The organism is Rhizobium sp. O111 (genome assembly GCF_055616315.1).
Window position 1 is genome coordinate 55,574 of sequence record NZ_JBSHXL010000004.1, and the last position, 16,576, is coordinate 72,149.

A 16,576-nucleotide genomic window follows, 5' to 3' on the forward strand; every position below is an offset into this window, starting at 1 on the left:
CTTTACGTCTTTAAACCTTCCTAGAGGAGGATTTAAATTGTTTCGAACTGCCCTCGTACGCTAAACTTGCCGCCGAAAGATCGGCAAGCGCGGTACCAACCGCTTTGAAAACAGTGACCGCATCTCGAGACTGTCTGCCGGGGAGGCGACCTGATACGATGTCGGCCAGGGTGCCTTTCACGTGGTCGCGGTCTATGGCGTTGCTTCGTTGTGGCTGGATCAAGTCACCGGCCTCGTGAAAAGCCTCCATCGTGTCGACATAGACGTCCGCCCTAGCGATACATTCGTCGTCGCTTTCGCGCATGTCTGCTGTGAACGCGCCAATGAGATCGACATGTGTTCCGGGATGCAGCCATTTTCCAAGAACAAGCGGTGTTCTCGACAACGTCGCGGCTGACACGATGTCGGCCGAATTCACAGCCTCTTCCAGGGATTCTACGATCTCGCAACCGAAACCATCGTCTGTCAGCTTTAAGCGTAGGCGTTCGGCACTAGCCGGGTCGATGTCCCAGATCTTGACGTGCTGGATATCGCGCACTGCTTTGTAAGCATAAGGAATGAGGCTCGCGATACGGCCCGAACCGACTACGGTAAGTGTGGTCGCATCCGGCCTCGACAAATAGCTGGCGGCAAGTGCGGAAACGGCAACGGTTCTCCGTCCTGTTATCGTGTTGCCATCCATCGATGCAAGGTGTTCGCCAGTGTCACCGTCGAACAGATTGTAGATCGATGTCAGAGCAGGCTTTGAAATCCGCGCGTTTCCTGGGAAGACGTTGACCTGCTTGACGCCGAGATACCGTCGTGGCCCCTGCTTCGACCAAGCAGGCATAAGAAGCAGTGTCGCGTTTTCCCCTGAGGCGACGTCAATCTCATGGTGTTCTCGAGGAGGTGCATGGCATCCGTCTTTGAATGACGTTCGCAGAGCCTCGACGAGTTTGTTCATGGGCAAAAGCGAAGAAAGATCTCGCTCGGAGATCGATATTGGTCCTGTCGTCATAGGTGTTCCCTTTGTTTTTGATTAATGCCGCACGATGGCGGAGTTCAGGCGTCGAGCACAAGATCGCTCAGAGGGACAGCCTGGCAAGTCAGGCAGGTCCCAGGGTCGTCTGGTTCGCTTCCGTGCAGGTGGCGCACCGTCCCTGAAACAATTCTCACCGCGCAGCTTTCACATTGTCCCACCCGACATCCGTTCGGGAGCGTTAGGCCCAGCCGCGTTGCGAAGTCGAGTAGAGGGCCATCAGCAGCCGACCAGAAAACCGGAGGTTCCTGGGACTGCGAGAAGGTCACCGCATGCTTTCGACCGTCATCGACGACCGGACCTGGTGGCGACCTGAAGATTTCGCGGAAGATGTCAAATTTGAAGACCCCACGGGCGGCGAGACCGTCGGCAAACGCGTTCATCATCCCCGGTGGCCCGCACATGTAGACCCGCGGCCTACGCTCGATCAGGTGGTCTGGGACTGCGTCGGCGCTGATCCGCTCGTTGCTGTCGTAATCCACCCCTTGAACGTCCTCGGGTAGGGGGCTGTCGTAGTGATCGATCACTTTGAGGTTCTTCAGGCGGCGCGCGTGCCACTTGATGCGCTCTCGAAAGGCGTGGGTGCCGCTGTTCAAGTTTCCGTAGAAGAGCCAGATTTCGGTGTCGCTGTCGTCGTCTAGCGATTCCAGCAGACTTATGAACGGCGTTATGCCGATCCCGCCTGCCAGCAGGATCAAGGGTTGTAGAGAATGTCTCGGGATAACGAAGTTTCCGGACGGAGCTTTGAGTTCGACAACCTCGCCAACTCTGAGATGGTGGTTGATATAGGTAGACATCCGCCCTTGGTACTGGGTGCCCTCGCTACCAATCGTCTTTTGATGGCGGACCGCGATGCTATACCGTTGTCTTCCGTCGACGATCGCCGCGCCCGTGAGCGAATATGCTCTATCGACCCTCGAACCATCGGTGAGGCGGACCTGGAGGTGCTGACCTGGAAGGAAGTCCGGGAGTTGGCGGCTATCTTCCGCTTCGAAGGCGACCGAACGGACGCCCTCGGCCTCCGCCTTTACGGCGACTACCCGAAAATTCATGAAGTCGCGCCACCCGCGTTGCCGAGTCTCGGTCAAGGGATCAAGCTCGATGTTGCATCGGAACGAGCGATGCGGAATGGAACCGCTGACGGGATCGATTGCGTCGGCCGATATCAGGCTGTTGGCGTTGCTGCTTTCCGGACCCGTTGTCGAAAACGAACCGCGGCCCAACTCCGGGCAGGATTGCCACCAGCCGAACTCAGCCACGACGACGTCGTCTGCGAGTTTTGGGGTGACCTTCGCCACGAAGCGTGCGCTCCCATTTCGTGTGGATATCCTGATCCAATCGCCGTTCCTGACGTCCCTGCTATCCGCTAGTCCAGGGCTAATTTCCGCGATCGGATCGGGGGCCTTTTTCCTGAGTGAGGCGAGGCCGCGGTGCTGGCTGTGGCAGTAGTAGCCATTCTTCGCGGAACTCAGGATCAGAGGAAACCTTCTGCCTTTTCCAGCGCGCTCCACAATCTCGTTTTCTGACGGCGGCACGTAGGTTGGAACCCCAGGTTGGCCGTGGCGATGAAGTAGTTCAGAGTAAAATTCGACGCGGCGTGTCTCCGTGTCGAAGCCTCGAACCCGACCGCTGCCGTCGTGGTGAGGTTCAAGATACTTCTGCTCTCGCGCATCTATCTCGCAACGGATTCCGCCGGAAGTGTTTTTCAAAGTGTCTACGGACGCGCCAAGCGGCTCAAGCATGTAGTCCCAAGCGGCATGCAAATCGCCGCCGAAGAAATCTTCGTCCATTCCCAGGCGGGTCGCGAGATCAAAGACAATCTCGTTATCGGAGCGGGATTCGCCACGCGGCGTCACCATCCGTGGACGCATCTGGACCAGCGAGGCGGCGTCGTCGTTTATCTCGAATCCGAACCTGATGCCTTCATGTTCCCAAGGCGAGTTCACAGGTAAGAATATATCGGCGTAGCGTGCCGCGGGCGTTACAAATAGGTCGCAATGAACGTGGAACTCCAGGTTTTTCAAGGCCTCTTCCGCCATAGCGGTATCAGCTTGGGAAACTGTGAGGTTAGTGCCGAACGCCATGAGCGCTCTGACCTTGTAAGGCTCGCCATCCGTGATCGCGCGGTACATGTCTCGAGCAGTAATCCATCCCGTCGACGGTGGACCGATGGGACGAGCCTCAATCCCCAACGCCTTCGAAAGCTGTTCCTTGGACAGCTCTCCGAGCGCATTTGTGGGACGGTAGAATGGACCGCGGCGGACCCTGTTACCTCCGATCCGATCGTAGCTGCCAGACAACGCGTAAAGCGACGCTACCGCGCGCTCCGTCTGGGTGGCATTGGTATGCTGACCGATACCGGTCCAGGCGTGATAGGCGATCCGGCGGCCGCCTTCCAGGAGTTGCGCGGCAGCTCTCAAGGCGTCGGGTGCAACGCCCGTTATGCCTTCCACCGTAATGGGATCATACGCGCGGGTCGCATTGTGCAGCAACTCGAATGCTGGTGAACATCGTACGGGCATCGAGTCTGTCGACGGAGACACATCGACGGTGCCCAGCAGCAGCACCCGATCGCGCAAACCTTCATTGATCGCTCGACTGTCGTCGACTGGAACAATAGTGGACGCAATCTCGTCCCAAACCAAATATCGATTGGTGTTTGCACCGGGCCAGATCATCTGTTCGCGCAGGAAGAGCCCGTTGTCTTCTCGCACCAGGTAAGGCGCATTCGTCCATGTACGGACGAAGACATCGTCGAAGGTTTCGGCGTCTAAAATCAGGCGCATGAGGCCAAGAGCGAGCGCGCCGTCTGTACCAGGACGCACTGGAAGCCAAACGTCCGCTTGTTTGGCGAAAGCGGTTGGTCGCGGATCAATTACGAGAAGCTTTGAGCCTCGAGCTTTGCCTGCTGACACAGCACTTGCCTGTGCCAGCCAGGTGTTTGCCGGATTGTGACCCCAGAGCATGATCGTGTCTGCGTTGGTGTAGTCCGCAGGTGGAATACCGCTACCGAATGTGAAAGCGTGCGCAGAGTCCTTGTGCCAATTGCAGATTTCGGTTCCGTAGCAGATATTTGGACTGCCGAAGTGACGGATGAACCGCTCGATCCAGTCGATGCTGTCTGACAGGGGCGTTCCACTGGGCGTCGTGACGGAAAACGCCACGGCCTCCGGGCCGCTTTCGGCTTTTACCCGTCCCAGCTTCTCCGCCGTTTCGGTGAGGGCTTCCTCCCAACTGATCCGTACCCACCCCGGGTCGGCGCCACCCTTGGGAGCGGTACGCCGCATCGGAAAGAGTTGACGGTGAGGCGAGTGTACGAGCTCGGGTGCTGCTCTACCCTTCATGCACATCGACTTGCCAGTCGGATGGCTTAGGTCGGGTCGAACAGCGACAAGCCTATCATCTTCGACGGTGTTGATTGTGCCGCATCGCGAGCGACAGAGGGTGCAGTATCCGGCTATCTCTGCAGTCACGGAAGGCCTCATTCGACTTGTAGCGCGTGATAGTAGTGCATTACTAAAAGCAGCCAATGGTCGTTGTCAATGCGTCTTTCATCGGGAATCAAACTCCTAATAAGCCGCTTGACAGGTCCTCAGTAGTGCGTCACTGTCGCGCATCACAAAGGATCGGCATCAAGATCGATCGAGGGGTTCAAAACAGAAATTGGTGCGCCCGCTTTAACAAGCGCTCGTATGCGTCCGCGTGGCTACCACGGGACCCTTCGCTCGACAGATTGCCATCTCCGCAGTTGACACGCGTCTACCGGCGCGTAACCCGTAACCGAGGGAGCTCCCCATGGCTGTGCTGGAAGCGCGAAAAATAAGCATCGCATTCAACGGATTCTACGCCGTGAAAGGGGTCGACTTCAACCTGGAAGAGGGCGAGATCCATGCGGTGATCGGGCCGAACGGCGCTGGCAAAACGACGCTCTTCAACCTGCTCACCAAGTTTCTTCAGCCTACGGAAGGCAAGATTTTTCATGACGGGGCAGATGTCACCATCATGAAGCCGGCTGCCATCGCGCGGAGGGGCGTCGTGAGGTCTTTCCAGATTTCCGCTGTCTTTCAGACCCTCACTGTCCGGGAAAACGTAGAACTCGCGCTACTTCGTCGAAGCGGCTTGCAATGGCGTCTCCTCGGAAACGCGCGCCGTGACCGAGCTCTCGTCCAGCGAACAGAGGAGATAATTGAGCAATTTGGTTTTCAGCGCGAGGCCGACACCGCCGCTGCCCAGCTGTCGTATGGGGGCAAACGTGTTCTCGAGTTAGCCACCACCGTCGCTGCCGATCCTCGCGTTTTGCTCCTCGACGAACCGATGGCAGGGCTTGGAAGAGAAGACATCGACCGTGTTGTCGACTTGATCCAGACGACGGCAATCGGACGTACCGTTCTGCTGGTCGAGCACAATATGCAGGTCGTCGCGCGCCTAGCCCACCGCATCACCGTAATGGTCCGCGGACAGGTTCTCGCTTCTGGGACGTATTCAGACGTCTCGACCCGGCCTGAAGTCATTGCCGCCTATACGGGAGGAGCACACTAATGGGTCAGGTCCTTTCAGTAAACAAACTCGAGGCATGGTACGGCGAATCCAAGGTGCTTCACGGCCTTAACTTCCACCTCAAGGAAGGTGAGGTGGTTACTCTTCTTGGCCGCAATGGCGCAGGTAAATCGACGACCCTCAAAGCGATTATGGGGCTGATGGAGAACCGCTCCGGTTCGATCCGTTATATCGACGACGAGTTGGTGGCTGCAAAGCCCTACGAGGTCGCGCGCAAGGGGATCGCCTTCTGTCCAGAAGAGCGCGGAATCTTCGCAACGCTTAGCGTGCGCGAAAACCTCCTGTTACCTCCAGCCATCGCCGCCAACGGCATGTCGGTCGAGGAAATCCTCGACCTGTTTCCGAACCTTCGCGAGCGCATCGACAGCCCTGGCACGAAACTCTCGGGTGGTGAACAGCAGATGCTTGCACTTGCGCGAATTCTGCGGACCGGGGCGAGGGTGCTACTGCTGGACGAGCCGACAGAGGGTTTAGCTCCGATCATCATCAAGCAGATCGAGAACACGATCGTAAAGCTCAAAGAGCTCGGCTTCACCATCCTTCTCGTCGAGCAGAACGTCGGCTTCGCCCACGCACTCGCGGATCGAAACTACGTCATGGAAACGGGATCGCTCGTAGACGAGGTCGTTGCCGCAGACTTTTCAAGCCGGCTGGCGGCCATCCAACGCTACCTGGGTATCTGACCCCTCGCACGCACGGAAAGCGAAATGACAACTATATTTGGAATTCCGACGGCGCTGCTCTTCGGCCAACTCCTGCTCGGTATCATCAACGGGGCTTTCTACGCGACCCTCAGCCTCGGCCTCGCCGTCATTTTTGGGATGATGAACATCGCGAATTTCGCGCACGGTGCGCTCTACATGATGGGGGCTGTCGGTGCCTGGCTCCTTCTGAACTGGCTGGGGGTTGGGTACTGGCCGGCGTTGATCATATGTCCTGTTCTGGTGGGCATTGTCGGCATCGCGATGGAGCGTTTAGTACTGAGGCGGGTCAGTCACCTCGACCATCTCTACGGCATGCTCCTGACATTCGGTCTCGCCCTGATAGTTCAAGGCGCTTTCCGGTTCTTCTTCGGTGCTTCGGGTCTTCCTTATGCGATCCCGACTTCACTGACGGGTGGCGTCAATCTCGGCTTCATCTTCCTGCCGTACTACCGAGCCTGGGTGATCGTCGCCTCCGTCATCGTCTGCTTCGCGACATGGTTCGTCATCGAGAAGACCAGCCTAGGAGCGACGCTGAGAGCCGCGACCGAGAACCCGAAGCTCGTACAGGCGTTCGGGATCAACGTGCCGCTCTTGATTATGGTGGTCTACGGGGGCGGTGCTGCGCTGGCGGCATTCGCGGGTGTTCTTGCCGCGCCGATCTTGCAGGTCAATCCGACGATGGGCGCGGACATACTTATCGTGATCTTCGCGGTGGTTGTCATCGGTGGTCTTGGCTCGATCAAAGGGGCCATCATCGCGGGTTTCGCAGCAGGCATTCTCGAAGGGCTCACGAAGGCCTTCTACCCCGAAGCGTCCACGACAGTCGTCTTTCTACTCATGGCGCTCGTTCTGCTCGTCTATCCGACCGGGCTGTTCGGGTCCAAAGCACAGGCTTCCCACACGTCGGTAGCCTTGCCATCGCTGTCTCGTGAAACGCCCCTTGTTCGTTGGGCGCTCTTCGGAGCCATGGCCGCTGCGCTCATCGTGGCCCCACTCTTTGCGTATCCCGCGTTCCTCATGAAGGCGATGACTTACGGATTGTTCGCCTGCGCTTTCAATTTGATGGCTGGCTACGGAAAGCTTGTCTCGTTCGGGCATGCGATGTTCCTTGGGACCGCAGGCTATGTCACGGCCTATGCCGCAAAGATGTGGGGTCTCCCTCCCGAACTGGCGATCCTTGCTGGCACGGGTTGCGCGGCGCTGCTGGGTCTCGTCGCGGGTTGGCTTTGCACGCGTTCCAGCGGTGTCTACTTCGCGATGATCAGCCTTGCGCTTGCCCAGATGGTGTACTTTGTCGCCTTGCAGCTACCGCAGACGGGCGGCGAGGACGGGATTCAGAGTGTTCCGCGCGGTATTCTCTTCGGGCTGTTCGACCTTAGCAATCCGACGACGCTCTACGGTTTTGTGGTCGTCGTGTTCCTCGGCGGGTTCCTGTTCCTTTCGGGACTTATCCGCTCGCCGTTCGGACAGGTACTAAAGGCCATCCGCGATCACGAGCCGCGCACACAGTCACTCGGCTTCTCGACCGAGCGGTACAAACTCGCGGCGTTCGTTATCTCGGCGGCGCTATCCGGACTTGCCGGGTCGACCAAAGTCATCGTGACCCAGATCGCCAGTCTTACGGATGTGCATTGGGCGATGTCCGGCGAAGTCATCCTGATGACCTTCCTTGGTGGTGTCGGAACGCTTTACGGACCTGTCGTCGGCGCATTCATCGTCGTTGCCATGCAGAACTATCTCGCGGCCTTCGGAGCTTGGGTGACCGTGATCCATGGCGGGGTCTTCGTGGTCTGCATACTTGCCTTTCGTCGCGGCATCGTCGGCGAAATCATCTCCTGGCTATCGTCGCGCGGTCGCGTCGATACCACCAAATCCTCACCGTCCATCCAGAAGAATCTGATCCCAAGTGCGTAAGCATGAGAGATCGAGGGCAAAGCGCATCATCAAGCAAAGGGAACAGCAGATGAGAAGAATGAATCATCTAAAAGGGACGAGCCGCATTCTGGCAGCACTTGCTATTGGCGTGTCCTGGGCGGCGTCTCCGGCCCAGGCCCAGTCGGTAAGCGATGACGTCGTGAAGATCGGCGTGCTTACGGATATGTCTGGCGTTTACTCGGATATGAACGGGCAGGGGTCGGTAGTCGCCGCCCAGCTCGCAATTGAAGACTTCGGCAAGACCGTTCTGGACAAGCCGATCGAGCTCATCAGCGCCGACCATCAGCAGAAGGCGGACGTCGGTACGAGCATCGCGCATCGTTGGATCGACAACGAACAGGTCGACACCCTGGTCGACCTAACCAACAGCGCTATTGCCCTGGCAGTCCAGGATATCGCTCGCGAAGCAAACCGGATCGCGATCTTCACCTCCCCAGGGACCACGGACCTTACCGGGGCGAAATGTTCGCCAACGGGGTTCCACTGGGTCTATGATAATTACTCGAATGGTGTTGGCCCAGTGAAGGCCTTGATCGCTCAAGGCAAGAAGTCCTGGTACTTCATCGTATCCGACTTCGCGTTCGGTCATTCTCTGGAAGCGATCGCGAAGAAGACAGTGGAAGCCAATGGTGCAACGATCGCAGGCTCGGTGCGGCATCCACTCAACGCACCTGACTTCAGCGCATTCCTGCTGCCAGCCCAGGCATCCGGCGCGGAAGCCATTCTCGTGGCGGGCTCAGGGCGCGACCTCTCCACCCTTGTAAAGCAGGCGAACGAGTTCGGTATCGTCGCAGGCGGACAGACAATCACAGCTCCCGTCATGTTCCTAAGCGACATCCACGCTATGGGCCTCGAGCAGGCTCAAGGCATTTCGTTTATCGATGGCTTCTATTGGGACCGCACAGACGACACCCGGGCTTTCGCCAAGCGTTTCGCCGAGCGCCATGGCGGTGCTATGCCGACGAGCATCCAGGCTGGCGTCTATTCCAGCGTGGCCCACTACCTCAAAGCGGTAAAGGCCGCTGGCACCGACGAGGCGAAGGCCGTCGCCGCCAAGATGCGTGAGCTCCCCGTGGATGACTTCTTCGCACAAGGCGGGAAAATTCGGGAGGACGGTCGAATGGTTCACGACATGTACCTCGTGAAGGTCAAATCCCCCTCGGAATCCAAGTACCCATGGGACTACGAGGAAATCGTCGCCACCATCAAGGGAGATGATATCTTCCTGCCGTTATCGGAGAGCACGTGCACGCTCGTAAAAAAATAAGGAGATAGGGAAGAGGCGCGATCTGCGCCTCTTCCTGCTACATCAAAATCGTCATCCGAATGCCCTTGCGCCCCTATCGGGTTGCATCGCATAAAGTCCGCACTTCGGAGCTTCGCTACGACCATCTGTCGTGACGAACAGGGGCCTCAATGAAAGTCCAAGATACAAACCTTAGAGAACAGGTCTTCAGCCAGATCAGGGGCGAAATCATCGCCGGTCACGCACCGCCTGGAAGCATGTACTCGGTTCCTACAATCGCCGAAAGTTTCGGGACTTCGTCAACGCCTGTTAGGGAGGCCCTCCTCGAACTCGTCCGTCTAGGACTTCTCGAGCCTCACAAGAACCGCGGCTTTCGTGTGACCTCCCCGTCGGTGGAGGAGACCCGGAATATTTTCGACATGCGAGAAGTGCTGGAGGTCCATGCGGCGATCAAGGTCGCGAAGATGCCGAAGAAGAACCTCGGCAAACTCGAGCGGTTCGCCGATCAGATTGCCGCGGCCGTAGAGACAAAGAGCTTCAGGGCCTATCTCATGGCCGACCGTGAGTTCCACCACGTGCTGACGTCGACGGCGGGCAATCCCATACTCACGGATACGGTCTTCTCGCTACGTGACCGGATGCGATTTTACGGCGATATCTCCGAAGAGGGTTTCGAGCGCCAGAAGGCGTCCGTTCCGGAGCACTACCGTATCGTTGAGCTCGTAAACTCAGGCGATGCCGAAGAGCTGTCTGTTTTGCTCAAGTCTCACATTCGGTCATGGGAGCCACTGTTCATGAAAGCCGTCAAGGAGAAGCCGAGGGCTGCCTTCTCCATTGGCAAATCTTGAGGGCAAGCGGCCGGATCAGGTCTGGTGTGCGGATGTGACCTATATCCCGATGCCGCGCGGCTTCCTCTACCTGGTCGCCATCATGAACTGGTTCAGCCGCAAGGTGCTGGCCTGGCGGCTATCGAACACGATGGATGCCGACTTTTGCGTCGCCGCTCTTGAAGAGGCGATCGCCTGCCACGGCAAGCCCGACATCTCAATACCGTCCAGGGATGCCAGTTCACCAGCTTCGCCTTCACGACGCGCTGAAGGACGCCGGCATTCGCATCTCCATGGACGGACGCGGGCGCTGGATGGACAACGTCTTCATCGAGCGGCTGTGGCGCAGCCTCAAATACGAGTGCGTCTTCCCCAACGCATTCGAGACGGGAAGCGAAGCCCGCAGCGGCATCGGTTCCTGGATCGACTATTACAACCGGCGACGCCCGCACTCGACCTTCGGCGGCAAGACGCCCGACGAGGTCTATGCTATGGCGGAAATGACGGAGAAACTGGCGGCGTAAAAACGTAACCCGATCCACCTTAGCCAAGCCGCCAAACTGTCTCACCAAGCGGGACCACCTCTCCTTTCATTGGTAACGCCACAAGCAAAACTAATGAGCGCGGACTGCCATACTGCGCACGATGACCAATTATCTGAAAACAATTAGCGACGTTTCGAGTCCTTTCAGCTGCAAAAAGAAGAAAATTGTTTGCGCGTCCGGCCATCACCCCTTTTCAGAGCATGCGAGCAGTTATGATCCACGCGTAGGAGTCGAAGAGTACTCCCTCGGGGGTAACATGCGCCTCAAGCAAATCACCCAATTGTTTCAATGCCCTGTCACGCTGCTCGGCGGCGTGGGTCATGTCCTCCTTTGCCAGATAGAGATCGATGAGTGCTTCAGAGGCCGCATCGATATCCACGCCATAGAAAACGGATTCTCGCACCTCGGCAAAATTGATCGAACCGAAGCCTGCATCCCTGAGGACTTCCGTTACAATGGCGGGATCGCTCATTGAAAATGCTGCGGGAGCATCGGGGGAAACTGCGATCAGGGGTGCCATAGCCCGTCTGATGGACCGGGCCCAATCATTGCGCTCCTGGCTCTGCCACACCATCCATGCAAGGCGCGCGCCTGGACGCATCGCGCGGGCTATATTGGCACACGCGGCTGCCGGATCGGCAAAGAACATGGTACCAAACCGACTGATGCATAGGTCAAAGCTCGCTGGCGGAAATGGGTGATGCTGGGCATCGCCATGCTCGAATGTAACATTCCGCAGTCCCGCTTCGCTGGCACGTCGTCGCGCGATCTCAAGCATCTTCCGCGACGTATCCACGCCGACCGCATGGCCATTCACCGCGACGCGGGCGGCCTCACGCGTCGTTTGTCCTGCCCCGCAGCCGATATCGAGCACGCGATCTCGTGTGCCAACGCCGGCGGCCGCGCGCAGGTGCTGATTGTGCCGTTGTAATTCGGCGTCATAGAAGTCGGCGCGATTCAAGGTCTTTGCTCTCACTGCTTGTCACTGTCATTTGGCGGCATTCCGACATGTTCGTTGATGGCGGAAACGATTTTGTCCCAGTCACCGGGATGAAGTTCATGGCCCCCACTTTCGATTTTCACAAACCTGGCACCAGCCACGGCTCGTGCGAGAGTCTCGCCATGCGCTATCGGGAAAACCGGATCGGCCGTGCCGTGAATGACGAGAAGCGGCACGTTCATCTCGGCCAGCCGCCCCCGCCATGTCGCGCCGACGTCGAAAAGGACGCTGTGGTTGGTGGCACTCAGATAGCCTCCAGAGCGGTCGAAATCTCGTTCGAGAAAAGCGCGGGTGCCTGCTGCGTCGAACTGGTGTGCCGTCCCTGCCGTCAGGCGCGCATCCTCGACCAGGTAGGCGACTGCATCCGCTCGGTCCGACCAGTTTGCCTCCACGGACATATGTTCCATCCAGGCCGGGCCGCTAGCTGGAAGGCCGGACGTGTCGACGCCGACCGGCGAGGTGCTGATCGTCGTCAGCGACAGCACGCGCTCTGGATTCCTCAATGCGGCCACCTGGCCGACCATGCCGCCGAGGGAGAAGCCGACGATATGAGCGCTTGAAGTCCCGTAGCCGTCGAGCACGCGGAAGACGTCGCCGACAGCATCGTCGAAGGTGTAGCCGGGCCTACCGGGTGGATATTTTGTCGAAAGGCCGGTGTCGCGCTGGTCATAGCGGATGATAAAGCGACCTCGCCCAGCCAGGCGCTCGCAGAATCCCTCGGGCCACCACAGCATCGACGCCATTCCGCCCATGATGAGAACGAGCGGTGGGTCGTTTGCATCGCCAAAGCTCTGCGTCGCGAGTTCGACCCCGTCAGTGCGGATCATCAGTCCACTCATGCGAGTCCCTCCCGGTGCAGCGCGGCTTGCACGGAAGGCCGCTGCATGATTCGTGCGATGTAGCCTTCGAAGGGTTCCGGCAGGGAGAACCCGAGGTGAGTCGCGCCCCAGGCAAGTTGGAAGAGATAGGCGTCCGCGACTGTGAAGATCTCTCCGAACAGATAGCCCCGTTCCAGTCGACCCGCGACGAAGCCGAACCAGTGTACTATTTGCAGGCCGGTCGGCTCCCTGACTTCCTCTGGAAGGGAGAGGTAGGTGGGAAAGCGCTTGTGAATCTCGGTCGCGATAAAGCTCAGCATCTCGAGCAGGCGATAGCGGCTGAGATGGCCTTGCGGTGCCAGCTTTGGTTCGCAATCGGCGACCCAGGCCAGGATCGCGACGTTTTCGGTCAGCATCTCACCATCGTCAAACATAAGAGCGGGCACATAGCCCGTTGGATTGATGTCCGTGTATAAACCGCCGCTTTCAATCTGCCTGGTCTCGAGGTCGACCTTGACCAGGTCGAACTGAAGTCCTGCCTCCAGCATCGCGATGTGGTCCGCTAGGCTTGTGAACCCGGGCGCCGAGTAGAGTTTCATCCAATTGATCCTTCCTTTGCTTGTTATGTGCGTTTCTGAGAAGAGGTAGGTCAGGCCATGCGGCCGGTCGATGCCCGTGGACGTCCCCTTTGTGCCCCATACTGTGGCTAAGGCATGGGGTGCCGCATCAGGCATATTGAGTAGGCCGATTAGAAATGCATGTTGGGAGCAGAGTAATCCGACGGATCGACCGCGCATTTCGCCGGAGACGCTCAGCTTCAACCGCGGCCCTGGCTTCCAGGCACCGCCGGTGCGCTCCCGTCAGTCGGACAGTCGTCTGCTGATCGCGCGCATTGGGACAACTGTGACTTCTTCTTTGCTGATTACGAGTTCACGTTAGCGGAGTATTTTGTGTCGACTTTCTGTAAAAGGGTGCCGCTCTCGGGCCGAACCGCAGAACTCGCTTTCATGGAAACCGCTTTCCGAGATGTTGCTGGCGGCCGGCAACGCTGCGTTCTTCTCGGGGCCGAAGCAGGGGGCGGAAAAAGCCGGTTGGCGCAAGAGTTCGCAGACCGGATCTCCGACCGCGCCTTTATTCTGAAAGGGGGATGCATTGAACAACAGGAATCAGCCCTACCCTATGCGCCTGTCACGGCTCTGTTGCATGAATTGGTTCGTCTGCGCGGCCAGTCCCTGATCACATCGCTCGTCGGCCGTGAGGGTGCGCGAGAACTGGCGTGGCTTCTTCCCGAATTCGGCGAGATCTCCGAACGATTTGATGCGGGCATCGCAAGGTCGCGGCTGTTCGAGACGCTGCGGAGGCTTTTCGAGGAACTGGCACGCGACCTGCCGCTTGTCCTTATCATAGAGGACATTCACTGGGCCGATCAGGGAACCTTCGATCTGCTTCGCTTTCTCACGAGGCGGTTGAAGGGAATTCGGCTCATGCTGATCCTCACCTACCGACCCGAAGAGGCGAGCGCCAGCAACGCCATGCGGACCACCATCGCGGACCTTTCTCTTTCCGAGGGTTGCGATGCGGTGAAACTTCCTCGCCTCACCCGCAAGGAGATTGGCATGCAGCTTGAGGGCCTGCTCGGGCGGCTGCCAACGCCTGCAATGGTCAACAGCGTCTATGCAAGGGGCTGCGGAATCCCGCTATTCACTGAGGCTCTCGTGGATGCATCCGGAAGCCTGCGGACAGATGTTCCCGGCTCGCTCAACGACTATCTGCTGAAAGCCGTGAGAGATGTGCCAGCAACGACGCGCGCATTGCTGAAAATGATAGCGCTCGGTGGGACGCATGTCACCCATTCGCTTCTTCGCAATGTGGCGAACAAGCCGGACCTTGAGCTCGCGGAGTTGTTACTCCCCGCGATAATGGCCGGGATTTTGGTGTCTGATCGAGAAGGGTATGCGTTCCGCCACGCGCTCATCCACAACGCGGTGCGGGACGACCTGATTGCCGGCGAAAAGGTGGCAATCCATTTGATTTATGCGGATGTGCTCGAACGTGGACCGGTTCCAAGCTATCGCATCTGGCATTCCGTAGCGCTGGCGCGGCACTGGCAAGGCGCCGGCCAGGCGGAACGATGCCTCAAATGGGCCTGGCATGCTGCGGCGGAAGCCGCTGCTGCTTTCGCCTATATGGACCAGATGGAAATGCTGAAGCTCGTATTGGCCGCATGGCCTGAAGTCGAAAATGCCAACGGATTGATCGGTGCGGACCATTGCAAAGTGCTGGAGCTCGCCGCTGACGCCGCTTGCTGGGCAGCCGAGGCGGAGCAGGGGCTCGCCTTTGTCGAACGCGCACTTGCCGAACTGGACATCGACCGCGACGGGGAACTGTTGGCAGGTCTTCTCCTGCAGCGTGCCGTAATGCGTCAGCATTCACTTATCGCAGGGGAGATCGCAGATCTCGAGCGTGCACTTGACCATGCAACTCGTCCAACAAGGTTGCGCGCTGACGCCCTCGGGCAGTTTTCCCGCGCGCTGATACTGCGAGGAGAATTCGATCGCGCCAAGCAACTAGGCGAGCAATTGATTGATCTCGCGGAAAGGCTAGATGACGAGGAGTATCGCATCGAGGCCCTGGTCATAGAGGCCTTGGTGAGTTTCGCGGAGAATGGGTCTGACGTCGAGGCGTTTTGGAGCGTGGCTCGGCGCGCCGACCACGCTTCAATCGGCCGGGTCGAGGTGCTGGCTGGCGCCGCCCTACTTCAGGCCCTGTTGGAGACGGGAAACTATGCGAGTATCCTTGAGATCGGCCCAGCGATTTTCGAGCGGACGGTCGAGCTCGGCCAAGCTCGATATATAGGCGCAATAGTCGGTTCACCCCTTTGTCGCGCGTACTTGGCTTTGGGCCGCGTATCCGCTGCCGCTGAGACCTGTGAACGGATGGCGGCGCTTGATCCGCTGCCACTGGGGCTTATTCAAGTCTTTGAATGCCGAGCGGAGATCGCAATCGTGTTAGGCGATGCGGATCGGATAGCGGCGGCGGTACGATCTTTGCGCGGTCTTCCGCCCGGACCGCAGGTTGTCGACTATATGGAGGCCAATCTTCTTAGATTTGAGATCGAAAGCGGTGCTCTTTCAGGTAACTGCGACTATTCGGCAGAGTTGGTGAGATCCGCCCGAAAATACCTGAAGACTCGACGAGGAGTGTCTTGGTCGCTCCTGGTTTCCGCCATACGCGTTGCCGTCGACACGAACCAGAACGACGTCGCTCTTGACCTCGCTGAACTCGCCGCTCGGGCCTCGTGCCGCAATATGCTGGAGCAGGTCCTGAGGCTGGAGATCTCGGCTGAGATGTCACGCGTCACAGCTTCTGATCTGGATACATGGGAGTCAGTCGCTCGAAGCTGGGCCGGTCTAAGCCAGCCGTTCCCGCAGGCATATGCCCTCATGCAGGCAGGTGCCGCCGCAATGAACGCTGGCAAGCGAGCGATCGGGGCGCACAATTTCCGACGGGCACTTCATCTTGCACAGTCGATTCGCGCGCAACCTCTGTCCCACCAGATCGAGGCCATCGCTGCGAAGGCTCGTATTGATCTCCGAGATGGAGAGAGCGGCTATGTCCCAAGGGCGCCTTTCGGCTTAACCGACCGGGAATTCGAGGTACTCCGACTTATCGCCAACGGCCAAAGCAACCGCGAGATAGCCAAGAATTTATTCATCAGCCCGAAAACGGCGAGCGTGCACGTGTCCAATATTTTGAGCAAACTTTCCGTTCCCAATCGTGGCGCAGCGGCCGCGATCGCGCATCGGCTTAGGATCATTGATTTAGGATAAGACTCGTTGGCCCGGATCCACAGAGCACATGCGGATTAACAAAGAAGTTCAGCCGTATAGCGCCGCTCTCAAGCAATGGCGTCTTGAGCGGGAGGC

11 protein-coding genes and 1 pseudogene are annotated in these 16,576 nt (G+C 58.5%); 7 read left to right on the plus strand and 5 right to left on the minus strand.

Translation table 11 applies throughout. From position 1 onward, the window contains the following. Positions 1 to 10: 10 nt before the first annotated feature. Together lhpI and ACVTFQ_RS31805 are read right to left on the minus strand one after the other, a co-directional pair. Entirely contained in the window at positions 11 to 997 is a 987-nt protein-coding gene (gene lhpI / locus ACVTFQ_RS31800; protein WP_269703786.1) for a bifunctional Delta(1)-pyrroline-2-carboxylate/Delta(1)-piperideine-2-carboxylate reductase, read from the minus strand. Between the two features lie 44 nt (positions 998 to 1,041). After that, on the minus strand, positions 1,042 to 4,503 hold the full coding sequence (locus ACVTFQ_RS31805; RefSeq protein WP_269703784.1) for a molybdopterin-dependent oxidoreductase: 3,462 nt from the start codon (positions 4,501 to 4,503) through the stop codon (positions 1,042 to 1,044). A gap of 310 nt (positions 4,504 to 4,813) precedes the next feature. On the opposite strand from ACVTFQ_RS31805, the gene ACVTFQ_RS31810 reads away from it, so the two are divergent. The 6 genes and pseudogenes from ACVTFQ_RS31810 to ACVTFQ_RS31835 form a co-directional block, all read left to right on the plus strand. Further along, the gene (locus ACVTFQ_RS31810; protein ID WP_269703782.1) at positions 4,814 to 5,557 is read left to right on the plus strand and encodes an ABC transporter ATP-binding protein; all 744 of its coding nucleotides are present in this window, start codon (positions 4,814 to 4,816) and stop codon (positions 5,555 to 5,557) included. Then, a complete protein-coding gene (locus tag ACVTFQ_RS31815) occupies positions 5,557 to 6,258 on the plus strand; it encodes an ABC transporter ATP-binding protein (RefSeq protein ID WP_269703780.1) in 702 nt (233 codons plus the stop codon). The genes ACVTFQ_RS31810 and ACVTFQ_RS31815 overlap by 1 nt, the downstream gene beginning before the upstream one ends. Before the next feature lie 24 nt (positions 6,259 to 6,282). Continuing rightward, the gene (locus ACVTFQ_RS31820; protein ID WP_269703778.1) at positions 6,283 to 8,193 is read left to right on the plus strand and encodes an ABC transporter permease; all 1,911 of its coding nucleotides are present in this window, start codon (positions 6,283 to 6,285) and stop codon (positions 8,191 to 8,193) included. Positions 8,194 to 8,242: 49 nt separating this feature from the next. After that, positions 8,243 to 9,481, plus strand: a complete 1,239-nt coding sequence (locus tag ACVTFQ_RS31825; RefSeq protein WP_283159217.1) for an ABC transporter substrate-binding protein — start codon at positions 8,243 to 8,245, stop codon at positions 9,479 to 9,481. 149 nt (positions 9,482 to 9,630) lie between these two features. Beyond that, the gene (locus ACVTFQ_RS31830; protein ID WP_269703776.1) at positions 9,631 to 10,308 is read left to right on the plus strand and encodes a GntR family transcriptional regulator; all 678 of its coding nucleotides are present in this window, start codon (positions 9,631 to 9,633) and stop codon (positions 10,306 to 10,308) included. Beyond that, a pseudogene (locus ACVTFQ_RS31835) lies at positions 10,295 to 10,811 on the plus strand (IS3 family transposase); the annotation flags it as partial. The gene ACVTFQ_RS31830 and the pseudogene ACVTFQ_RS31835, both read left to right, overlap by 14 nt. Before the next feature lie 214 nt (positions 10,812 to 11,025). On the opposite strand, the gene ACVTFQ_RS31840 reads toward ACVTFQ_RS31835, so the two are convergent. The 3 genes from ACVTFQ_RS31840 to ACVTFQ_RS31850 are packed head-to-tail and all read right to left on the minus strand — an operon-like array spanning position 11,026 to position 13,249. Then, complete coding sequence (locus tag ACVTFQ_RS31840; RefSeq protein WP_142859817.1) at positions 11,026 to 11,793, minus strand: class I SAM-dependent methyltransferase; 768 nt, start codon at positions 11,791 to 11,793, stop codon at positions 11,026 to 11,028. Between the two features lie 11 nt (positions 11,794 to 11,804). Next, positions 11,805 to 12,671, minus strand: a complete 867-nt coding sequence (locus ACVTFQ_RS31845) for an alpha/beta fold hydrolase (RefSeq protein ID WP_142859815.1) — start codon at positions 12,669 to 12,671, stop codon at positions 11,805 to 11,807. Then, complete coding sequence (locus ACVTFQ_RS31850; protein WP_142859813.1) at positions 12,668 to 13,249, minus strand: glutathione S-transferase N-terminal domain-containing protein; 582 nt, start codon at positions 13,247 to 13,249, stop codon at positions 12,668 to 12,670. Before ACVTFQ_RS31850 ends, ACVTFQ_RS31845 begins: the two co-directional genes overlap by 4 nt. Positions 13,250 to 13,600: 351 nt before the next feature. On the opposite strand from ACVTFQ_RS31850, the gene ACVTFQ_RS31855 reads away from it, so the two are divergent. Next, the gene (locus tag ACVTFQ_RS31855) at positions 13,601 to 16,480 is read left to right on the plus strand and encodes a helix-turn-helix transcriptional regulator (RefSeq protein ID WP_142859811.1); all 2,880 of its coding nucleotides are present in this window, start codon (positions 13,601 to 13,603) and stop codon (positions 16,478 to 16,480) included. Positions 16,481 to 16,576: the final 96 nt, after the last annotated feature.